At 42.1% G+C, this 22,727-nt stretch carries 17 protein-coding genes and 1 pseudogene; 12 read left to right on the top strand and 6 right to left on the bottom strand.

The window, feature by feature from the left end; translation table 11 throughout:
* The first annotated feature begins 86 nt into the window (after window positions 1-86).
* The 3 genes from nt5e to AALA56_RS06745 all read left to right on the top strand — a co-directional run bounded on the left by nt5e (window position 87) and on the right by AALA56_RS06745 (window position 3,457).
* Window positions 87-2,312 carry a cell surface ecto-5'-nucleotidase Nt5e gene (nt5e, locus tag AALA56_RS06755; protein ID WP_369909339.1) on the top strand — a complete coding sequence of 742 codons (2,226 nt, stop codon included), beginning with the start codon at window positions 87-89 and terminating at the stop codon, window positions 2,310-2,312.
* 57 nt (window positions 2,313-2,369) lie between these two features.
* Window positions 2,370-2,969, top strand: a complete 600-nt coding sequence (locus AALA56_RS06750) for a sugar O-acetyltransferase (protein WP_369909338.1) — start codon at window positions 2,370-2,372, stop codon at window positions 2,967-2,969.
* Between the two features lie 68 nt (window positions 2,970-3,037).
* A complete protein-coding gene (locus AALA56_RS06745; RefSeq protein ID WP_369909337.1) occupies window positions 3,038-3,457 on the top strand; it encodes a VOC family protein in 420 nt (139 codons plus the stop codon).
* Between the two features lie 56 nt (window positions 3,458-3,513).
* Here the strand turns inward: AALA56_RS06745 and plsY are convergent, their stop codons facing one another.
* Window positions 3,514-4,152, bottom strand: coding sequence for a glycerol-3-phosphate 1-O-acyltransferase PlsY (gene plsY, locus AALA56_RS06740; protein WP_369909336.1), 639 nt, complete (start codon window positions 4,150-4,152; stop codon window positions 3,514-3,516).
* 78 nt (window positions 4,153-4,230) lie between these two features.
* Between plsY and AALA56_RS06735 the strand changes: the two genes are divergently transcribed.
* The gene (locus tag AALA56_RS06735; RefSeq protein WP_369909346.1) at window positions 4,231-5,028 is read left to right on the top strand and encodes a hypothetical protein; all 798 of its coding nucleotides are present in this window, start codon (window positions 4,231-4,233) and stop codon (window positions 5,026-5,028) included.
* Between the two features lie 122 nt (window positions 5,029-5,150).
* Here AALA56_RS06735 and AALA56_RS06730 read toward each other — a convergent pair whose 3' ends face one another.
* Complete coding sequence (locus AALA56_RS06730) at window positions 5,151-5,303, bottom strand: LPXTG cell wall anchor domain-containing protein (protein WP_369909335.1); 153 nt, start codon at window positions 5,301-5,303, stop codon at window positions 5,151-5,153.
* A gap of 25 nt (window positions 5,304-5,328) precedes the next feature.
* Between AALA56_RS06730 and AALA56_RS06725 the strand changes: the two are divergent.
* Window positions 5,329-6,009 (top strand): annotated as a pseudogene (locus AALA56_RS06725) (U32 family peptidase); the annotation flags it as partial.
* A gap of 99 nt (window positions 6,010-6,108) precedes the next feature.
* Window positions 6,109-7,395, top strand: a complete 1,287-nt coding sequence (locus tag AALA56_RS06720) for a peptidase U32 family protein (RefSeq protein ID WP_369909334.1) — start codon at window positions 6,109-6,111, stop codon at window positions 7,393-7,395.
* A 52-nt stretch (window positions 7,396-7,447) separates the two neighbouring features.
* Here the strand turns inward: AALA56_RS06720 and AALA56_RS06715 are convergent, their stop codons facing one another.
* Both AALA56_RS06715 and AALA56_RS06710 read right to left on the bottom strand, forming a co-directional pair.
* Window positions 7,448-8,416 carry an aromatic acid exporter family protein gene (locus AALA56_RS06715; protein ID WP_369909333.1) on the bottom strand — a complete coding sequence of 323 codons (969 nt, stop codon included), beginning with the start codon at window positions 8,414-8,416 and terminating at the stop codon, window positions 7,448-7,450.
* Between the two features lie 42 nt (window positions 8,417-8,458).
* Window positions 8,459-9,301: an AraC family transcriptional regulator gene (locus AALA56_RS06710; protein ID WP_369909332.1), complete on the bottom strand. Its 843-nt coding sequence runs from the start codon at window positions 9,299-9,301 to the stop codon at window positions 8,459-8,461.
* 350 nt (window positions 9,302-9,651) lie between these two features.
* Here AALA56_RS06710 and AALA56_RS06705 point away from each other — a divergent pair, with 350 nt between their 5' ends.
* The 6 genes from AALA56_RS06705 to AALA56_RS06680 all read left to right on the top strand — a co-directional run bounded on the left by AALA56_RS06705 (window position 9,652) and on the right by AALA56_RS06680 (window position 17,595).
* Window positions 9,652-11,817 carry an alpha-galactosidase gene (locus tag AALA56_RS06705; protein WP_369909331.1) on the top strand — a complete coding sequence of 722 codons (2,166 nt, stop codon included), beginning with the start codon at window positions 9,652-9,654 and terminating at the stop codon, window positions 11,815-11,817.
* Between the two features lie 13 nt (window positions 11,818-11,830).
* Window positions 11,831-13,090, top strand: coding sequence for an extracellular solute-binding protein (locus AALA56_RS06700; RefSeq protein ID WP_369909330.1), 1,260 nt, complete (start codon window positions 11,831-11,833; stop codon window positions 13,088-13,090).
* Window positions 13,091-13,101: 11 nt separating this feature from the next.
* A complete protein-coding gene (locus AALA56_RS06695) occupies window positions 13,102-13,968 on the top strand; it encodes a carbohydrate ABC transporter permease (protein WP_369909329.1) in 867 nt (288 codons plus the stop codon).
* 13 nt (window positions 13,969-13,981) lie between these two features.
* The gene (locus tag AALA56_RS06690) at window positions 13,982-14,815 is read left to right on the top strand and encodes a carbohydrate ABC transporter permease (protein WP_369909328.1); all 834 of its coding nucleotides are present in this window, start codon (window positions 13,982-13,984) and stop codon (window positions 14,813-14,815) included.
* A gap of 189 nt (window positions 14,816-15,004) precedes the next feature.
* Entirely contained in the window at window positions 15,005-16,450 is a 1,446-nt protein-coding gene (gene gtfA / locus AALA56_RS06685; RefSeq protein ID WP_369909327.1) for a sucrose phosphorylase, read from the top strand.
* A gap of 11 nt (window positions 16,451-16,461) precedes the next feature.
* Entirely contained in the window at window positions 16,462-17,595 is a 1,134-nt protein-coding gene (locus tag AALA56_RS06680; protein ID WP_369909326.1) for an ABC transporter ATP-binding protein, read from the top strand.
* A 242-nt stretch (window positions 17,596-17,837) separates the two neighbouring features.
* Here AALA56_RS06680 and AALA56_RS06675 read toward each other — a convergent pair whose 3' ends face one another.
* Both AALA56_RS06675 and AALA56_RS06670 read right to left on the bottom strand, forming a co-directional pair.
* A complete protein-coding gene (locus AALA56_RS06675; RefSeq protein ID WP_369909325.1) occupies window positions 17,838-20,576 on the bottom strand; it encodes a DEAD/DEAH box helicase family protein in 2,739 nt (912 codons plus the stop codon).
* Window positions 20,576-22,579 carry a DNA methyltransferase gene (locus AALA56_RS06670; protein ID WP_369909324.1) on the bottom strand — a complete coding sequence of 668 codons (2,004 nt, stop codon included), beginning with the start codon at window positions 22,577-22,579 and terminating at the stop codon, window positions 20,576-20,578. The genes AALA56_RS06675 and AALA56_RS06670 overlap by 1 nt, the downstream gene beginning before the upstream one ends.
* Window positions 22,580-22,727 lie beyond the last annotated feature (148 nt).

Genomic DNA, 22,727 nt, shown 5'->3' with positions numbered 1-22,727 from the left:
TTCCAAAAATGTAAAAAATAGTGTACAATAGAGGTAATAGCGGTAGCGATAAGCTACCAAGTACGATATTATTTAGGAGGTTTTCAATGAAAAAGAAAAGTTTGCTATTGTCAACTGTTCTTATTTCAACAACTTTATTGGCAGGGCAGGTTGCTGCTGATGAGACAGAGGTCAGTCTAGCACAGGAGAGTAATGTTGGCCAGCAAACAAGCGTTGTATCAAACGAACAGGCAACACCATCATCTGTAGAAACAAACACACCATCAGCTGAAGTCGCAGAAGTTACAGCCGAGTCTACAAATCAAGCACAAGAAGAAACGCCAGCAGCTACAACAGAGGACGCAAGCACAGCTGACAATCAGTCAGAAGAGCTAGCACCAGCAAGTGAGACAAATTCAGATGACACCATCACTGTCCTTCACACCAATGACATGCATGGGCGTATCGTTGAGGAAAGCTCTGTCATCGGTACACCCAAGTTAGCAGAAGCAGTCAAGGAAAGCAGAAGTCAAGGAACGACTTTGGTGCTTGACTCAGGTGACGCTTTCCAAGGTTTGCCGATTTCAAACAGCACCAAGGGCGAGGACATGGCGACACTCATGAATGAGATTGGCTATGACGCCATGGCGATTGGCAATCACGAGTTTGACTTTGGTTTAGACCAGCTCAAAAAACTCAAAGAGCTCTTGCAGTTTCCGCTTTTGAGCGCCAACACTTATGTCAACGGTGCACGTTTGTTTGAAGCCTCAACGATTATTGATAAAAATAAAGAAGTTGTAGGCGATGAAGTGGTGGTTATCGGAGTGACGACACCTGAGACCGCTACCAAAACGCACCCTCGAAACGTTGTTGGCGTTACCTTTAGCGATCCGATTGCAGAGGTGACGTCTGTCATCGCTGAAATTGAAGCCCGAGCTAAGGCAGAGGGCAAGAGTTACAACAAATACATCATCCTTGCTCACCTAGGTGTGGACACAACCACACCAACTGAGTGGCAAGGCTCTACACTAGCTGAAGCTTTATCACAAAATGCTCTGCTTTCTGGAAAAAATGTCCTCGTTTTAGATGGGCATTCGCACACCGCAAAGGTTGATACCTATGGCAATGTCACTTACAACCAAACAGGCAGCTATCTCAATCATATTGGGAAGATTGTGCTGAATTCTGAAAAAGTGCTTGAAAATAGCCTCATCACAACAGAAGCCGGCAAGGCTTTAAAAGAAGACGAGACGGTAGCAGCACTTGTCAAGACCATTCAAGAAAAGTATGCTGCTGAAAATGCCGTTGTTGTCCTAGACAAGAGCCCAGTTGAGCTCAATGGGCAACGTGAAAACGTTCGTGTTCGTGAGACTAATCTTGGAAATATCGTTGCTGACGCACTCTACGACTACGGTCAAACAGGCTTCTCACACCCAACTGATCTCGCTGTGACAAACGGCGGTGGCTTGCGTGAGACTATCCAAAAAGATAAGCCAATCACAAAAGGCGACATCATCGCTGTCCTTCCTTTTGGCAATATCATCTCACAGATTGAAGTGACTGGTCAGCAAATCAAAGACATGTTCATCAAGTCTCTAGGCTCTATCAATCAAGTCGACAGCAACGGCAATGTCGTCTTAGATGAGAATGGACAGCCTTTACTTGAGCCAAGTGGCGGTTTCTTGCAAATTTCTGGTGCACGAGTGTATTATGACACAACCTTACCAGCTGACCAGCGTGTTCTAGCGATACAAATCCTAGACCATGCAAGCCAGACTTATAAGGACTTGGTGCTTGATAAGGTTTATTATCTAGCGACAAATGATTTCCTAGCTGCTGGAGGTGATGGCTACACCATGCTTGGTGGTAGTCGTGAGGAAGGTCCTTCCATGGATGGTGTTTTTGCAGACTTCTTGGCAAAAGCAGATCTTACCGAGTACGCTGTTATCAATCCAAACTCACGCACTATCTCTATAAAATCAAGTGAGCTTGCAACATACCTAACACCAAAAGAGACCGAACCGACAAAAAACAATACGCAACAATCAACACAAAACACAACGACCACTACAACACTAGAGCTCAGTCCTAGTGGTCAAACGCAGACCATAACAGTCAGCTATCAGACAGCAGCCTTTAAGCCCAAAGCGCAAGCAGCACATGGGCAAAACAAGGTAAAAGGCAATCTCTACTTTGGACAAGCCTTGGCATTTGCTGATGGGGACCTGTTGACGCTGCCGTTGACAGCAAGCAATCGTTCGATTGCAGCTGTTTTGGTTGGATTTGTCCTCTTGTTAGTTGGTCTTATCGGTGTTCGTAGAAAACGCCATTAACAACATCAAAGCCCCAGTTTTGGGGCTTTTTGCCTAGTCACAAAAGGAGAGAAAACGATGACCTTAGAAGAACAAAGACAAGATATCCTGTCAGGAGCGGTCTATGATGACCTAACACCTGAACTCATCAAGGCAAGACAAGCAGCTGTTTTATTGACAAATGCCTACAATCAAGCCTTTGGTCAAGATGAAAAGAGCAGAGAAGCTCTACTCAAAAAGCTGCTAAAGTCTGTCGGGGACAATTGTTATTTTGAGCCCAACTTTCGCTGTGAGTTTGGCTATAATATCACGATTGGAAAGAATTTCTATGCTAACTTTGACTGTGTGCTGCTAGATGGTGGTGGGATTGAGATTGGTGATGATGTGCTGTTCGGTCCACGTGTCGGTATTTACACGTCCAATCATGCCATTGACGCCAATGAGCGAGCAGCAGGCGCCTGCTACGCAAAGAAAGTCACGATTGGCAACAAAGTTTGGGTCGGTGCAGGTGTGCACATCAATCAAGGTGTCACTATCGGAGACAATACCATCATTGGCTCTGGCAGCGTTGTCACCAAGGACATCCCAGCCAATGTCATTGCAGCAGGCGTTCCTTGTCGTGTTATTCGAGAGATTACTGAAGCGGACAAGACAGGTTTTACATCGGATAGACTCTAGGAGCATATGGCTCGTCTTATTTTCTGATTTTCAGTATAATGGAAACATAGGAAAATAAAGGAGCTAGTATGATTAAACGAATTGACACCTATATCGTGACAGACGGAAACGGTCAAGAAGCAGTTGATTTTTACAAAAATGTATTTGACGCAGAGCTTGTGAGTCTCAAACTTTGGGGTGAGATGGTTCCAGACTGCCCCGAAGACAGAAAACACTTGGTGCTAAATGCTCAGCTGGCGTTTGATGGCTTATGCTTACAGATCTCTGACGAAAATCCAGATTATGCCTATCAAGCGGGTAAAAATGTCGTTCCAACCTTGATTGTTGACTCAGTTGAAACGGCTAAAAAGCTTTATACTGCCTTGTCCGTGGATGCCAAGGAAATTTTCATGGAGTTGCAGGAAACCTTTTGGACGCCTGCTTATGCCAACTTGGTAGACAAGTTTGGTGTCATGTGGCAAATTTCGGCTGAAGTCGCAGAAAGCTAGGATAATACATAAAAAACGCTGAAACTTTTGTGTTTCAGCGTTTTATGTCTCTAGGATTACTTACTTGGCTTTTGATGGCTGAGGTTGAGCCCAAAAGGCACGATATTTTCTTTTTTCTGACGGATACGGCTCAGATTTTCTCGGTGTCTGACAATGATAAGTGTGGCAATGGCTAGCGTTATTATCATAAAAAGTGGGTCGTAGCTGGTCAGGATAAAGTGGCAGGCAGGAAAGACCAAGACGCCAATAATACCGACACTAGCTGCAGCGACACTGGCTAGCGAAATCATGCTGTACAAATACAGCACAATGCCAAAAATAATCAGCAAGAAGATAAGGAAAATCGGTGAATAGCCCAGTAGCACCCCAGCGCTGGTGGCAACGGCTTTTCCCCCCTTAAAGCCTGCAAATATCGGAAAAGTATGCCCGATGATAGCAAAAAAACCAAACAAAAGCGGATTGACGCTAACGCCAAAAAGGGCAGGCAGACAAGTAGCGATAGTCCCTTTTAGAGCGTCAATAACAAAAGTAGTGATACCAGCCTTGGCACCTAATATACGAAAGGTGTTGGTGGTTCCTGTATTGCCAGAGCCGTGCTCTCTAAGGTTTGTGTGGTAAAAAAATTTTCCAATCCAAAGCCCACTAGGAATGGATCCTAATAAATAAGCGATTAAAATAAAAACGAAAACTCTCATGTTTCTAGTATATCACATAAAGCCCTTTTAGCTAAATAAATTGCTATTTTTCAAAAAGAATTTAGCTATTCTAAAGGCTTGAAATCTATAGGTAAATCTATCTTTGATTACAGAAACAGCAATTCAAAGAAAAAACACAACTACTTAGATATTCGTTTTGAGAATGACCGACTAGCTATTTTAGTCGAAACTAAAAATAGATTTGATAATTGGGATAAGACTGAAATTCAACAACAACTACAAGAGTACGTAAAGTATGAAAAGGTATATTCTGATAGAAAAATCGTTGCTATTTTAGCTGAAACAGAAGGTAATAATGTTTGGACATGGTACGGTCAATCAGTTATTATTGATGACGAACACGTGGCTACCAACTTATCAACAATTCTGTCATTTGAAGAATATGAAGAATTATGCTTTGGCAAAGTAAATGACAAGCTAAAAGTGGTAGATTCAATTAAAGTATTGAATGAGTTACTGCATTCTGATGGAATTACTGAGAAATTACGTAGCCAATTTGTAGGAACTTGTTTATTATCACTCAAAAATGGACTTGTTTATGAAGGAATTAAACCAACTAAAGATAAATCTGGAAAAGAGTTAAAACCAGAACAAGTTATACTAAAAAATATCAAAGAAATTTTGGAAGGCTTACTTTCTCAAGGAGGAGACTTAAATAAAGTTGGGAAATTAGCAATACTCAATAACAAACTTTTGGAAGACCAAGATGTAACAAGTCTTAGCTATCAGGAATTAAAATCCTTATTAGCTTATATAGACAACAACATTGTTACCTTTGAAAACTTCAAAAAACGTATCCTTATCGCTTTGAGCATCAAAAAAGAGAGAACCAAGTTGGTTCTCTCCAGGTGTTAGCTGACATCAACCCACTACAGTTGACAAAGAGCCAAAACATTCCAGAGTCAGTCCAGACTTTGGAATGTTTTTTAATATACCTCGTTATTGGGCGCTTACTGTTTTTTGCTACTTACACTAAGTCATAAGACCAGTTCATTAAGCTTCATCATCTGCTTTTTTCTTTTTCTTCTTACCAAGAAGGAAGGCACCAAGTAGAGCAGCGCACCTCCTAGAAGTGCTGCTTCAGAGAAGTCATCACCTGTGCTTGGCAATTTATTCTTACCATGTGTCATAGAAATAGATTCTGATACAGACTCGCTCACTGATTCGGAGGTAGACTATGTTGAGGTGGGCGATACGGGGCTTATCTATGTGAATAAGCGTGATGGCTACAACTTCCCCTTGATTTATGATACGTCAGTTTTTGTGACGTCTAGTCGCCAGATTAACTTCTGGAAGGATCATGGCTGTGTGGAAGCCGTTTTGGCTCGGGAGATTCCGCGTGATGAGCTGATTGATATCGCTCAGAACTTGGAAATGCCAACAGAAGTCTTGGTCTATAGGGCCTCTGTTATCCACCATTCTAAGCGGACGCTTTTGCAGAATTACTATAATTTTACAAAGGCTGATGAGACAGACCTCTCAAAAGAGCGTGGACTTTTCTTGGCAGAGCCGAGTGATCCTGAAAGTCACTATTCGATCTATGAGGACAAGCATGGGACACATATCTTTATCAACAATGATATCGATATGATGACCAAACTGACAGAGCTAGTAGACTACAATTACTGCAATTGGAAGCTAGATGGTATCTTCTGTCCTGGTCAGAACTTTGTCGAGATCGCTAAGATCTTTGTTAAGGCGCGTGACCTGATTGAAGCCGGTGAGTTTAGCCAGGATCAAGCCTTTCTCTTTGATGAGCAGATTCGTAAGCTCCATCCTAAAGGCCGGGGCTTGGATACCGGATTTTATGATTTTGACCGAAATAAGGTCAAATAAGTCAACCGTAGCATACAAGCAGGATTGAGTTTGTCTATTTCAGGGCCTGCTTGTGGAAATATAATCAACTTTAACTATCTTGTAAATAGGAGAAGAAAGATGTCAGAAACAAAAAAACGTCCAGAGGTGTTGTCACCTGCTGGTACTCTGGAAAAATTAAAAGTAGCCATTGATTATGGTGCAGATGCGGTCTTTGTCGGAGGACAACAGTACGGACTTCGTAGCCGTGCAGGGAATTTCTCGATGGAGGACATGCAAGAGGGAATCAACTATGCGCATGCGCATGGGGCTAAGGTCTATGTGGCAACCAACATGGTGACCCATGAGGGAAATGAAAATGGAGCGGGAGCTTGGTTCCGCGAATTGCGGGATATGGGCTTGGATGCGGTTATCGTATCAGACCCTGCCTTGATCACTATTTGTGTGACAGAGGCACCAGGGTTGGATATCCACCTATCAACGCAAGCTTCCTCTACTAACTATGAGACCTTCGAATTCTGGAAAGAATTGGGCTTGACCCGTGTTGTTTTGGCGCGGGAAGTAACCATGGAAGAGCTAGCTGAGATCCGCAAACGGACCAGCGTTGAGATCGAAGCCTTTGTTCATGGAGCGATGTGTATTTCCTACTCTGGACGTTGTGTACTGTCTAACCACATGAGTAATCGTGATGCTAACCGGGGTGGTTGTTCTCAGTTTTGTCGTTGGAAGTACAATTTGTATGATCTACCATTTTGTGAGGAACGTCGTTCGATCAAGGGGCAGGTGGCTGAAGAGTTCTCCATGTCTGCGGTTGATATGTGTATGATTGACCATATTCCTGATATGATTGAAAATGGGGTTGATAGCTTGAAGATTGAGGGTCGGATGAAGTCAGTCCACTATGTCTCTACAGTGACAAACTGCTATAAGGCTGCGGTGGATGCTTATCTAGAAAGTCCTGAGAAATTTGAAGCGATCAAGCAGGACTTGATTGATGAGATGTGGAAGGTCGCTCAGCGTGAGCTGGCAACTGGATTTTACTACAATGCACCAAGTGAAAATGAACAATTGTTTGGTGCACGTCGAAAGATCCCTGAATACAAGTTTATCGCAGAAGTGGTATCCTTTGATCCTCGTACGATGACGGCGACCATTCGTCAGCGGAATGTAATCAATGAGGGAGATGAGGTCGAGTTTTATGGACCTGGTTTCCGTCATTTCACAACGACGATTCGTGATTTGCGGGATTTTGAAGGTGATTTGATTGAACGTGCTGCGCGTCCGATGGAGCTTTTGACCATTACACTAGATCGGGAAGTGAAGCCTGGTGATATGGTACGGGCTTGTAAGTCTGGTTTGATCAACCTGTATAAGGAAGATGGATCAGCTATGACGGTGCGGGCATAGGAAATATCCGTATAAAAAAATAAGCATAGGGAACGAGTGTTTAACTTGTTTCCTATGCTTTTTGACTGGATTGAGCGTGATGTTGGGCGAAATCTACCTTGATCTGAACGAAGACGTACAGGTCTCGTAGGAGTTGGAGGAGTGTGGCGCGTGATTCAAATTCCTCCCTGGTTTGGGGGAGGGGACGCTGGCGGAAGATAGCTAAATAGTGCTGGATTTTGTCAAGCAGATCTTGGGCTGGATTTTCCTGGCTGAGCTCTTCTGCGACATAGGCAAAGAGGTCGGCTAGGATGGTACTTTCTTCGACAGAAAACTGACAGTGGTTGATGTTTTGCGCCATAGCCTTGAGGATATAGTTTTGCTCCCGTCGCATCTCGAAGTAGGCGACATGATAAGTTGTCTGATGGAGAAGCTGGTCAGACTGATCCAAGAAGGCAAGCTCCATGGCTTCTTCTAGTTCTTGATCGAGTTTTTTGATGAGCTCGGCATCATTTCGGCCATCTCCGAGTCGGAGGAAGGTTTCAAATCGTTTTAAGATAGATCGAAGTAGGTTTTCAACACGGGTGTGATAGTCCGTCAACTTATTTTGTCGGTCAGGCATATAGAGATTGACACTCAGGGCGATGAGGGTGCCGATCAGAAAAATCAAGACTTCATTTGCCAGTAGTGGGAGGGCGATACTCTCTTCGAGCAGAAGGTGGGTCACAAGGACTGTGCTAGGTGTGATGCCGATCTCCCAGCCAAGTTGGTAGGCTAGAGGGATATAGATGAGGAGATAGAGACTGAGAGACCAGAGCTGAAAGCCAAAGACTGCAAAGGATAGACTAGCAAGGGCGAGGGCCAGGAGCATGGACAGAAGACGCTTGTAGGCGAGCTTGAGGGTGCTGCGCCTGGTCTCAGAAACACTGAGCAGGGCGATGATACCTGCGGTTGTCGCGTAACTGGCTCCCCAAAAACTAGCTAAAAAGGCTGCTAGACAGGTGGCCAGGGTCAGTTTAATAGTTCGTTGAAAAAGGGGCATATAGACCTTTCTATTGTGGAGCATATATGGTGATGGAGATGATTAAGGCAGAGTGGTGTCTTGTCGTTCTTCTCGGTACTCCCTTGGGGACTGTTGGTAGTATTTTTTAAAAGCTTTGGAAAAGTGTAAGGGATCCTGGTAGCCGACAGAATAGGCGATAATTTTGATGGGCTCCTGGCTGTGTTTGAGCAGTTCACAGGCACGCGTCATGCGGACTTTTAGGAGATACTCCTTGGGAGATATCTGGTGATAGTCCTTAAAGACCGAGGTCAGATAACTACGGTTTACATTGAGCGATTGGGCGATGGAACTAATTGAAAGTTTTAAATCATCATACTGGGTATCAATGATTTTTTTTGTACTATAGTATAGTTTTTGGCTGGGGTGTATCTCTGGCTTTTCTTTATTTGGAAAATAGGAATGGAGATAAAAAAGAAAACGGTACATACTGCTGAGGAGGAGCAGATGGTGGAGAGGATCCTTGTGAAGGGTTTGAGCGGTGTCAATCGCTGTCTGAATAATCTCCTGCAGAATATCAGTGTGTGGCCCCTGATGGAGGACACCGGTCTCACCTAAGGTAGACAGGGAGAAGTAGTCCTGGGCCTTGGTCCCTGACATACCAAACCAGTAATAAGACCAAGGGTCCTGGCTGTCTGCTTGATAGTAGGTGAGTTCATTGGGCTTGAGAAGAAAGAAATCTCCGGCCTGTAACTCATGGACCTGCCCCTGATAGTGGAAGGTTCCCTTACCCTTGGTGATATAGTGGATGACATAATATTTACGGATGGTGGGACCAAAAGCGTAGTTTGCTCGGCAATCTTCGTAGCCGTAAAATTCAATTCCTAAATCAATCGCATCCGTTTGGTATTCTGCAAATCGTAACATTTTTCTACCTCCATCTAACATTCTACCATATCATCCCAACAAATTTCTATTAAAAAAAGCGTGTGCATAGGTTACAATAATACCTATAAAGAAAACGCATATATTTTGGCGCAGTGACTGATACTCAATGAAAATTAAAATGAGACGCGAAAGCGAGTCGCTCAAATGCTCTGGGAGAGGATTTGAGGTTGTAGATAAAACGACTGAAGGTCGTGTCAATATAACTGTAGTTAGGCAAGTTTGATGCAAATCAAGTTTTGCTTTATTTCCAACCTCCAATAGTCCACTGGACTATTGGAGCTGACAAAGGTTCACTTTGATTTTCGAAGAGTATGAAAAAGGAGATTTTAATGAGTATTGTTATTTCAGACCGCACCTACTACGTCACTAGTAAGGATCTGTCTCTCATTATTGAAGAGAGGGATGGGGATCTCTTGCTTCGTCATTTTGGTCGTAAGGTGTTGAATTATCACCAGTCCAATGCCATCCATGAGCGAGACCATGCTTTTTCTGGTCAGCTCAATCCCGATGTCAGGACCTATAGTTATGATACCCAACGTCAGATTTTGGGCTTACATGGGTTAGGTGATTTTCGTCAGCCATCGCTCAAGATTCAGCATGGGGTGACAGATGTCACACGCTTCGTTTTTGATAGAGCTAAGGTGGTCAAGGGAATGGCGCTAGAGGTACAGTTGCCTTATCCACATTCCCTAGAAAATGCGGAGACCTTGGTCTTTACCTTGATAGATTCGGTTGCTCAGCTGGAACTCAATCTTTACTATACGGTGCTGGAAGACTACAACACCATCGTGACCTATCGTCAGATTCGCAATCTCTCAGATGAGCAGGTGGTCATCCACCGGGCCTTGAGTACCATGGTTGACTTTCCTGCGGGGGACTATGACGTGGTGACTCTGCAAGGGGCCTATGCCCGTGAAAAAACAGTGCGTCGACAGCACTTGGAACAGGGCATTCATAGTGTGGTCTCCAATCGTGGTGCTTCTGGACACGCGCAGACGCCAGCATTGATCCTCTGTGAGCAGGAGACCACCGAATCAGCTGGTCAAGCCTGGGCTTTCCAACTCATGTATAGTGGGAATTTCCAAGCTTTTGCCCAGGAGAGTCAGATCACTGAAGTGAGGGTAGGAATCGGTATTGAAGATGAGAACTTTGCTTGGGTGCTAGAGCCTGGTGAGCAGTTTGAGACACCAGTAGCCTTGATGACCTATTCGCATCAGGGATTGACAGGTTTGAGCCAAGAAAGCCAAGACTTCGTGACAGATTATATCATTCCCAAACATTTTGCTCATGCTGAGCGTCCTATCCTCCTCAATAACTGGGAAGCGACCTACTTTGACTTTGAAAAGGAAAAACTCCTGGAGCTGGCAGATGAGGCTCAGGCAGTAGGAGTAGAGCTTTTTGTTCTTGATGATGGCTGGTTTGGCAATCGTTTTGATGACAATAGGGCCCTGGGAGATTGGGTGGTCAATGAAGACAAATTAGGTGGACCACTACAGGACTTGATCGAAGAAGTCCATGCTCGGAATCTCAAGTTTGGCTTATGGTTTGAACCAGAGATGATCTCAGTCGATAGTGACCTCTATCGGGCACATCCCGACTGGGCTATCCAGACACCAGGCTACGGTCATACCTACTCACGAAATCAGCTGGTCTTGAACCTGGCCAATCCAGAAGTTGTCAGCTATCTCAAAGAAGTGCTCGACAAGATCCTGACGGAAAATACCATCGACTATGTCAAATGGGACTACAATCGTAATATGACCAATCTGGGAAATGGTAGGAGCTACCTAGAAACCCAGCAGCAATCCCATGCTTATCTGTTAGGCCTCTATGACTTGGTGGCTTATCTGACGGAAAAACACCCGCACATCCTCTTTGAATCCTGCTCAGGTGGTGGTGGGCGGAACGATCTTGGAATGATGCGGTATTTCCCACAGGTTTGGGCCAGTGATAATACCGATGCCATCGCACGCTTGCCGATCCAATACGGCTCAAGCTATCTCTACCCGACCATTTCCATGGGGGCCCATGTGTCAGCTGTCCCTAATCACCAGATGGGGCGGATCACATCTCTGGATACCCGAGGGCATGTGGCCATGATGGGAAATCTAGGCTATGAGCTGGATCTGACGAGTTTAGAAGAGGCGGAAAAAGTCTTGATCGCAGAGCAAATCGCTCACTACAAGGCACTTCGCCCAGTCGTCCAGTTTGGTCAGCAGTATCGCCTCATCAATCCAACAGCGACCAGCAATGAAGCAGCGGTTCAATTCAATTATCAGGATCAGGTGGTCGTGACCTATGTTCGGGTCCTATCAATGGTGGAAACGGTAGAACCGACGCTGAAATTGAAAGATTTGGAAGAAGACGGGCTCTATCAGCTTCAAGGCAGTGAGCAAGTCTATTCTGGTGCTGAACTCATGTATGCTGGCCTGACCGTGGTCCTCCCGCAAGGGGACTTCCTCAGTAAACAATATGTCTTTCAAAAAATGAACTAAAAAGGAGATCATTATGAAGTGGTTTAAGAAAATTGGGCTTGTTAGTCTAGCAGCCCTTGCAGTAGTGGGGCTAAGTGGTTGTACCAACAGTGATGAATCAAGTGACGGCAAGGTCACCATTGAATACTTCAATCAGAAGAAGGAAATGACCAAAACCTTGGAAGAAATTGCGGCGGATTTTGAAAAGGAAAATCCAGATGTTCATGTCAAAGTGGTGACAGTTCCAAATGCGGGAGAAGTCTTGAAAACGAGGGTACTAGCAGGAGATGTGCCTGATGTGGTCAATATTTATCCACAATCGATTGAACTTCAAGAATGGGCTAAAGCAGGTGTGTTTGAAGATCTGACGAACAAAGATTATATGAAGCGGATCAAAAACAACTACGCTGAAAAATATGCAGTCGATGGCAAGGTCTACAATGTTCCTTTCACTGCCAATGCCTACGGTATTTACTACAACAAGGATAAGTTTGAAGAATTGGGCTTGAAAGTTCCTGAAACTTGGGATGAATTTGAGCAGTTGGTAGATACCATTATCCAAAAAGGGCAGGTACCATTTGGGATCGCTGGAGCTGAAGCTTGGACGTTAAATGGTTACAATCAGTTGGCCTTTGCGGAAGCAACAGGTGGTGGTACCCAAGCAAATGAGTATTTGCGCTACTCTCAACCAAACTCGATCAGCCTAAACGATCAGGTCATGAAAGATGATATTCGCCTCTTAGATATCCTGCGTAAGGATGGCTCTAAGCAGAAAAACTGGGAGGGTGCTGGCTATACTGACGTCATCGGTGCCTTTGCACGTGGTGATGTCTTGATGACACCAAACGGTTCTTGGGCGATCACAGCAATCAATGAGCAACAACCTAGCTTTAAGGTCGGAACTTTCATGATGCCTGGTAAGGAAAAAGGTCAAAGTATGACCATTGGGGCGGGGGACTTGGGTTGGTCTATCTCAGCGACCAGCAAGCACTCGAAAGAAGCCAATGCTTTTGTAGAATACATGACACGACCTGAAGTGATGCAAAAATACTATGATGTGGACGGCTCACCAACTGCCGTTGAAGGTGTAAAAGAAGCAGGACCAGATTCACCGCTCGCTGGTATGACACAATATGCCTTCACAGACCGTCACTTGGTTTGGTTGCATCAATACTGGACGAGTGAAGCAGACTTCCACTCTTTGACTATGAACTATGTTATGACTGGTGACAAACAAGGAATGGTCAATGAACTCAATGCCTTCTTTAACCCAATGAAAGCAGATGTAGATTAGGAGTAGAGATAATGAAAAATGTATTACAGAAATACTGGGGCTGGGCTTTTGTAATTGTGCCTCTCTTGCTTCAAGCGGTCTTCTTCTATGTACCGATGATTCAAGGAGCTTTCTATAGCTTTACCAACTGGACTGGTTTGACTTATAACTATAAATTTGTCGGCTGGAATAACTTTAAACTCCTTTTTATGGATCCTAAGTTTATCAATGCCATTGGTTTTACCTTGATCATCACCGTAGCTTTAGTAGTGGGTGAGATTGTACTGGGGATTCTCTTTGCTCGGATCTTGAACTCTAAAATCAAAGGAAAGACCTTCTTCCGGGCTTGGTTCTTCTTTCCAGCAGTCTTGTCTGGATTGACCGTAGCCTTGATCTTTAAACAAGTCTTTAACTATGGATTACCAGCGATTGGAAATGCACTTGGAATTGAGTTTTTACAAACTAGTCTGTTGGGAACCAAATGGGGAGCCATCTTTGCGTCAGTCTTTGTCCTCTTGTGGCAGGGAGTAGCGATGCCGATCATTATCTTCTTGGCAGGCTTGCAGTCTATCCCAGATGAGATCACAGAAGCTGCTCGAATCGATGGAGCCAGCAGCCGTCAGGTCTTCTGGAATGTGGAATTGCCTTATCTCTTGCCAAGCATTTCCATGGTCTTTATCCTAGCTCTTAAAGGTGGATTGACAGCCTTTGACCAAGTATTTGCCATGACAGGTGGCGGTCCTAACAATGCGACGACCTCACTCGGACTCTTGGTTTATAACTATGCCTTTAAAAACAACCAATTTGGATATGCCAATGCCATTGCTGTGATCTTGTTCTTCTTGATTGTCATGATTTCGTTCATCCAATTGAGAATATCTAGAAAATTTGAAATTTAAGAGGAGAGGACTTATGAAACAAGAAGAAAGAAAAGCCGCAATTGCGAAATATATTCTGCTCGTTTTGGGAGCAATCCTCATTTTGATCCCGCTTCTAGCAACCCTCTTTAGTTCCTTCAAACCGACCAAGGAGATTGTAGATAATTTCTTTGGCTTGCCAGCTAACTTTACTTGGGATAACTTTAGTCGTCTGTTGTCAGATGGCATCGGTGGCTACTATTGGAATTCGATTGTAATCACAGTCTTGTCGCTAGCAGTGGTAATGGTTTTTGTTCCTATGGCAGCTTATTCTATTGCTCGCAACATGTCTAAACGCAAAGCCTTTACCATCATGTACATGCTCTTGATTTTGGGAATCTTTGTACCTTTCCAAGTTATCATGATTCCGATCACAGTCATGATGAGCAAACTCGGTTTGGCCAATACCTTCGGATTGATTATCCTCTATCTGACCTATGCTATTCCGCAAACTCTTTTCCTTTACGTGGGTTATATCAAGATTTCGATCCCAGATAGTTTGGATGAAGCAGCAGAGATTGATGGTGCTGGGAAGTTTACAACCTACTTCCGCATTATCTTCCCAATGATGAAACCAATGCATGCGACCACTATGATCATCAATGCCCTCTGGTTCTGGAATGACTTCATGTTGCCACTCTTGATTTTGAACCGTGATTCAAAAATGTGGACATTGCCTCTTTTCCAATACAACTACGCAGGCCAATACTTCAATGACTACGGTCCAAGTTTCGCCTCATATGTTGTTGGGATTATTACCATCACCATCGTATATCTCTTCTTCCAACGCAATATCATTGCAGGAATGAGCAACGGAGCGGTGAAATAATAGGATACAAAGCCGGTTAAAAGCTCAAAGCATACCCATAGGGCCTCAACATCCGTAAACACCTAAAGGTGTAACGGCTGTAGAAATATAGAAAATACGATGACGGAGCCTTGCTCCTAAGAGGATTTATCTTTTTTGCACACTCATTAAGCGAAACCATCTATCAACCAAGTTAGAAAGAGGAAAGAAATGCCAATTGAAAATAAGACCATGTTGATTACCTATTCGGATAGTTTAGGCAATAACTTGAAAGACCTTTATGATAATTTAGACAAGCATTTTGGTGATGCGGTCGGTGGAGTTCATCTCTTGCCTTTCTTCCCCTCGACAGGGGATCGAGGCTTTGCTCCGGTAGACTACGATGAGGTAGATCAAGCCTTTGGGAACTGGGAGGATGTCAAACGTTTAGGTGAGCGTTACTATCTCATGTTTGACTTTATGATCAATCATATCTCTCGCCAGTCTAAGTACTATAAAGATTATCAAGAAAAGCATGAAGAAAGTGCCTACAAGGACCTCTTTCTCAACTGGGATAAGTTTTGGCCGGAAAATCGTCCGACCCAAGCGGACGAGGATCTGATCTATAAGCGTAAGGATCGGGCACCTAAGCAGGAAATTACCTTCGCAGATGGTTCAGTGGAAAATCTTTGGAATACCTTTGGTGAAGAGCAGATTGACCTAGATGTGACCAAGCCAGTGACCATGGACTTCATTCGTCGGACCATTGAGCACCTGGCTAGCAATGGCTGTGATTTGATTCGTCTGGATGCCTTCGCCTACGCTGTCAAAAAGCTGGATACCAATGATTTCTTCGTAGAGCCGGACATCTGGGAGCTGTTAGATCAAGTGCGTGAGATGGCTGCAGCATCTGGTGCAGAGCTTTTGCCAGAGATTCATGAACATTATTCTATCCAGTTTAAGATCGCTGACCATGACTATTATGTATATGATTTTGCCTTGCCGATGGTGACTCTCTATACCCTTTATAGCACTAAGGTAGAGCGTCTGACCAAGTGGTTGGAGATGAGCCCGATGAAGCAGTTTACGACGCTGGATACCCATGATGGGATTGGTGTCGTGGACGTCAAAGATATTCTGACAGATGAAGAGATTGAATTTGCGTCAAATGAGCTCTATAAGGTAGGGGCCAATGTTAAACGCAAATACTCAACTGCGGAGTACAATAACTTGGACATCTATCAGATTAACTCAACCTACTATTCAGCTTTGGGAGATGATGATGCCAAGTACTTCCTTGCACGGTTGATTCAAGCCTTTGCACCAGGGATTCCTCAGGTCTACTATGTCGGCTTCCTAGCTGGAAAAAATGATCTGGAGCTTCTGGAAGCAACCAAGGAAGGCCGCAATATTAATCGTCACTATTATAGCAATGAAGAGATTGCTCAAGAAGTAGAGCGTCCGATCGTTAAAAAAATGCTAAAACTCTTTGGATTCCGCAATCAATCGCCTGCCTTTGATCTAGAGGGGACTATCCATGTAGAGGTGGTAGATGAGCATACGATTCGTATCACCCGCCAAAATAAAGAACAGACCGTGACAGCTGTCGCTGACATCAACGTTAAAGACCTCAGCTATCGGGTCACTGAAAATGACCAAGAAATTCAGTTTGACTAAGGAGAGAGACAATGGTTGAATTAAATCTAAATCACATTTACAAAAAATACCCAAATGCGACCCACTATGCCGTAGAAGACTTTAATCTACAAATCAAGGACAAGGAATTTATCGTCTTTGTCGGCCCTTCAGGATGTGGGAAATCAACGACTCTCCGTATGGTAGCAGGTCTCGAGGACATCACCGAGGGAGAACTGCGGATCGATGGGGAAATTGTCAATGACAAGTCCCCTAAAGATCGGGATATTGCCATGGTTTTCCAAAACTATGCCCTTTATCCTCACATGACAGTTTATGACAACATGGCTTTTGGTCTCAAACTGCGCAAATACAGCAAAGATGAGATTGACAAGCGAGTGAAAGATGCGGCAGAGATCTTGGGCTTGACAGAGTTTTTAAGTCGTAAGCCAGCTGACCTTTCGGGTGGTCAACGTCAACGGGTTGCTATGGGTCGGGCTATTGTCCGCGATGCCAAGGTCTTCCTTATGGATGAACCTCTCTCAAACTTGGATGCCAAGCTTCGTGTATCCATGCGGGCTGAGATTGCTAAAATCCACCAACGGATCGGTTCAACAACCATCTATGTGACCCACGACCAGACCGAAGCCATGACACTGGCGGACCGTATCGTTATCATGAGTTCTACCAAAAATCCAGATGGTTCTGGTACGATTGGTCGTGTAGAGCAGATCGGGACCCCACAAGAACTCTACAATACACCGGCTAACAAATTTGTTGCAGGCTTTATCGGTAGTCCAGCCATGAACTTCTTTGAAGTAACCTTGGAGGGCAGTCGTTTGGTCAATGACCATGGCCTGAGTCTGCAAATCCCTGCTGGTCAGGTTAAAGTTCTTGAAGATCAAGGCTATCAAGGTAAGAAACTCATCTTTGGTATTCGTCCAGAGGATATCTCGAGTGAACCAATCACCCGTGAGGCCTATCCAAATGCGACTGTGACAGCGGAAGTCAGTGTGGCAGAGCTTTTAGGTGCAGAGACCATGCTTTATGTTCGTCATGGGGAAGATGAGTTTGCAGCACGTGTGGATGCGCGTGATTTCCACAATCCAGGTGAGTCTGTAGAATTGACCTTCAATGTAGCCAAAGGACACTTCTTTGACCTGGAAACTGAACAAGCCATTCGCTAAGGTTTCTTCTCACGACTCGAAAAGCGAGGAGAAGGAGTGGATGGATTCCAAAGTAATTGCTTTTCATTCCTTACAAGAGGTTGAGACTAAGTCTCGATCTCTTTTTTGATTTCTAAAATGAGACTTTCCATCGTTTTTCTTTTAATTTTGGGAACTATATATCAGTTTACACCAACTACAACATATAGTATTCGAGACTATCAAAAAAGGCGACTTCCAAATGGAAATCGTCTTTTCGATTTTTAGAATAAGTTCATCCTAATATTTCCCCCAAATTGTGGCTTTTCAAGAGCTATCTGTGCTAATTGATTGAGTGTCTGTTCACTATTTTCTTTATTGTAGAATTTAAGACCTTTGATGATAACTCCATCAACATCATCCTCAAAAAGCAATTCTTCCTGATGGTCATTGATATATGAAAGAAGTTCTTCTTTCCATCTATCTTTTTCTACCAATTGTTCACCTTTAGGTTCAATGAAAATTTGAAGATAATAATCTTTATTTTGAAGAAGTAAAATGAAATCCGGTTGGAATCCAGAAAATGTGATTTCTCTTGGCTTTTCTTCAAATTGGTGCAATTTTAGTTGTTCAATTTTATCAGTGCCTTTTAACATATTTTCATCCATGCGAATAAGAAATACATCACCGTATTTTTCTTTCAATTCATCAACATGGTTTGCAATAGCATTGACTAAATTTTCTTCATTCCTATTGATTATAGCTGACTGATAGGCAAAGAAGTCAAATTTTTCAAAGCCGATATTAGATACATTTTGCTCGATAAATGAGTTACTCTGTTTGGCTGTATCATAATTAGGTACTCTTTTGCGATAATCAGCCAGATATTCTGAGATAGGATAACCAATAAAGCGATTTGTCCCCCTTTCTTTACGATAACCAGCCTTTATTTTAGAACTAAGTAAGTTAAAGAAGTTATCAACAATTTTCAGTTTTTCAATAGCTGAAAAATCTTCAACGATAGTTTCTTTTTCCGTTATGACAGATAGTACAAGATTCTGTAAATCTAACCAGTTCTCACCCCAAAAATCTTCTATAGACTTAAGATTTGGAAGATATTTTTTCAGATTGTTAAATCGGAAAAAGTTAGAGCGACTAATCGATTTTTTAAAGTAACGAATATCAATTTCTCTTAATTGGGACGTTTTCAATTCTATTGATTCGGCTGTAAGGTAGCCTGTTTCATAAGTAGATTTGAAATAAGGGATAGTAGCAATTTTAGAAATTTCAATTCCATAGTCACGTAACTGTTTATAATGACTATCAGGAATTTCCTCAGTTTCATTATAGTAAACCTTACCTGTTTTATAGATTCGAGTTCTCTTAAATGATGGTTTCAATTTGATTTCAATTGGAGGATTTTTCCCATCAGTCCCCGTAGCAAGATTCATCTTATCAAGTGATGCCATCAAATTCTTTATATACTGTGGCTCATTAAGTGTGTGATAATGTAATGTCTCCAACAAAAGACTTGCTGTTTCGTCATCTTCGTCAAATCTTCTTCGATAAGAAATTTTTTGATTCAAGGGAAATGGATTATATCTCGCTCCACGTCCAATCAGTTGGGCTTCAGAATTGGTTGACTTAGTGTCCTTTTTATCAGTCATCTTTCCCAAGCTACTGATACGTACAATATCGTAAAGGTTTAGGACATCCCAACCTTCTGTTAATTTTGCCACAGCAAAGATAACACGATACAGATTACTTGGCGACTCAAGGGAATTAAGTGCCTGATACTGTCCTGTTTCTAGCAAGCCTTTTGAACTATTATCTGTATCATTTGCGTTCAAAATTCTCGCTGGTGAAAACCCACGCCTTATCTCTTTCACAACAGTTGAAAGGTCGTTCTGTTCAAGATAATACTGATAAGCCAACTGTAAAGTATGACTTTGCTCGTCAGGGACACTTTTCGATTGCGAGGTGAGGAACTCCCTCAAAGTCTCTACCGTGAGATTGTCAATCATCTCATTGAATAAACTATTTGCTTCATGTGATGCATCAATCTTTTGTGATTTGAAAAGGATAATTGGCTTGATGTCAATACCAAATGTTTCAAGAGCAAATTTCCGCCTATACTCACTGAGAAGAACCACACTGAGCATATTTTCTTCATTAGAATTTCCAGTTTGAATCCGTCTTACATTTTTTGAGAATCCATCTTTGATGTATGAATCTAAGGCGTAACGGTAAATAACTTTGTCTCTATATTTTTCATAGATAGTCTCATCGTCAAAATCAAGCGTTGCCGTAAATTCTAGTAAGAGATTTTCAGGATGTGTGTGAAGAAGTGACAGCAAACTCTTTTCCCATGAAGCTTTTTTCATTTCCTCCTTACTTTTCTTTTTCGTAGAAGCAGAATAATGATGTGCTTCATCTGCTAGAATGACCATCTTCTCTCTTTGATAATCTTTTAATGACATCACATTTTCAGCTTGGGTAAAGAGTTCATTTGTCAATGTCTGGATAGACAAAAATTTGATGTTGATGTCGTGTTTAATGGGAAAATCTGGAAATTTCCCAGAAATGTGATTGATTGAGATACGCTCCCCATCAATTTCGATGTGCGAATTGAAAAGAAACTTAGCCGACTGAACATTTGTCAGGTTGTCAATTGTCTTACTCAAAACTCCGTTGGTATTAACCGTAAAGAGAAAGTTCTGATAGCCTTTCTCTTTGAAAAGATAGAGTATCAAACCAGCCATCAAATCTGTTTTCCCAGCCCCTGTAGCCATGTTAAACATAAGTTGATTCAGATTGCGATGCTTGAAGATTTCTGACGTCTGCGTATAGTGGAAATAGCGGATAGCTTCACTCTGATATGACCGAGGGATATGTTTGAGGTTGTCTATGATATATCGTGGCAACTCCCATCCAGACTCTTCGTGCAAAATATCCATATCCAACTGTTTTAGTTCATCAAATAATTCAAAGGTCAATTCTTTTGGCTTTGCTTTTCTAACCATCATTTTTCTCCATAAAAACTCTTATTGAAATCATAATCTGATTGAGATAGTTGTGATTTAATGGTTTCATCATCAATTTCAGAATAGTTATGATAAAGCTGATTTTTATCAATAATCTGCACAAGGATTTTTTTCTGTGTCTCGAAATCTTGACCCCAAAGAGTTTTTGAGACTTCCTGTAAATCCACTCTGAAATCAAAATCAAGCGTGGTTTTCATGTCATCAAAGATAACTTTTAATTCATCTGAGTTGCTAGAATTGAGGACAGCATCAATAAAAGTTGAATTTTTGTCCATCAATTCTGCATAGATAAAGCTACCCCCACCAGACCAGTTGACAGCTTTAGAGATGCCGGTTTTGTCTCCATTGATAACTCTACTTAACCGTGCAACACTATCGTTTTCACCATAGTCTAATTGCTCAAGTCCAATATATCGCCGTTCCAACTTGTGGGCGACAGCAGATGTTGTTCCTGACCCCAGATGATAATCCAAAACTAAATCCCCTTTATTGGTAGCTAGTTCAATAATTCTTCTAAGGAGTTTTTCTGGTTTTTTCCCACCTTTTAAGGTCACACCTCCTTCTTTAGCGATTCCCTCATAAGGAGTGTCCATCCAAATGTTGGATAGCTGAATACTTGGGACACGTTCGCCATCAATTTCCCTGATTTTTTTAGAATAGAATGCTATCTCTTGACCGTTTTTGACATAAACATCGTAGTTTTCATCTCTGGTTTGGAAAAATACCATCTCAGGTTCTTTTTTAGATTTATCTCTAAGTTCAACTAAAAGATTACTTGCATTATTGTTTATAGTTGTATAACGAAATACTGATTCTGCATGCTCTAAGGCAAAATCTGCAACTAAATTATCAAAAAATGAACGACCTAATTCTTTGATAGCTAACCTCTTATTTTCGTAACCTTGCTGTCTAGCTACATACTCACCAATATTTTCAATTTCCCATTTTGAAAAATGTTCATGTTTATTTGATATATAGAGATTATAATTAGTATCATAATCAGAACGAACATATTGAGGATTGTATTTCCATTTTGATTTATCTTTAGCGAATGATAAGATATATTCTGCTGTCTCAAACACTCCTGGATTTACACTTGCAAAACCAGAAGGAGACTTTGTTTTCAAAGTAATCTTATTGATGAAATTTTCTTTACCAAAAATTTCTTTCAGCAAGACATGTAGCTCACCAACACCGTCATCACTAATCTGTACGAATATAGCTCCATCTTTGTCTAATAGTTCTTTAGCAATTTCAAGTCTGTTTTTCATGAAAGTCAACCAAGTTGACAACTTAAAATTGGAATTATAAGCAAAGGTATCTTCTTTTTTTTCTTTGATGAAATAGTAAGGAGGGTCAATATAAATCAGTTTTACACTCCCTTTGTAGCGATTTTTCAAACTATGAAGTGCAAGTAAATTATTTCCCTTGATAATCAGATTATCGGTATCCTTGATTTCAGAAACATCAGAACTACCATTTTCGCCATACTTTTTAGCATTTTTGAAAATTTTACTGTCAAGGAGAACATCAATCTCTTCTCTAGCAACGATTGCATTTAAAAAGGGCTCTTGAGCATCTTCTTTAGAAACATCTTCCTTACTCATTCCTGCCTTTAATACGGTATCTTTGTAAGGAAAATCTAGGACGACATCTGTTACTTCGTCTAAATAGCGATTATTTGTTGTTAGACCGATTTTATTACTGTAACGAGTATATGAATTTGACCAATATTCATCTGTTTCAAGTACTTGAATAATATCATTGATTTTTAAAATAGTCGTATTAGCAATATTTTCAGTGAAGGCATCTTTTAAAATTTGATTTTCCAGAAGTTGCTTCACTAAATTGACTTCATAGTTATCCAAATCTGTGATAATAGCATCTTTCTTCAAAAGTCCGTTAACTACATAGCGTTCACCAAAACTTTCTGTCACCTCTCGAAGTGCTTGCTGAATCGTTGTTTCCAATGCCTGACTCATACAAGCACCTCACTTTCCAAGACAACATAAAAAACTTTCTCACAAAAATGTGAAAAAGCCTGTTTTAGAGCTTGACAAAAAACACGTCCGATTACATAATCAGCGTGAGCTGTGAGCTGTGAGCTGTGAGCTGTGAGCTGTGAGCTGT

Origin of the sequence: Streptococcus hyointestinalis (assembly GCF_041225505.1) — a bacterium.
Lineage (GTDB): Bacteria > Bacillota > Bacilli > Lactobacillales > Streptococcaceae > Streptococcus > Streptococcus hyointestinalis_B.
This window is presented reverse-complemented; position numbering and strand designations above follow the sequence as displayed.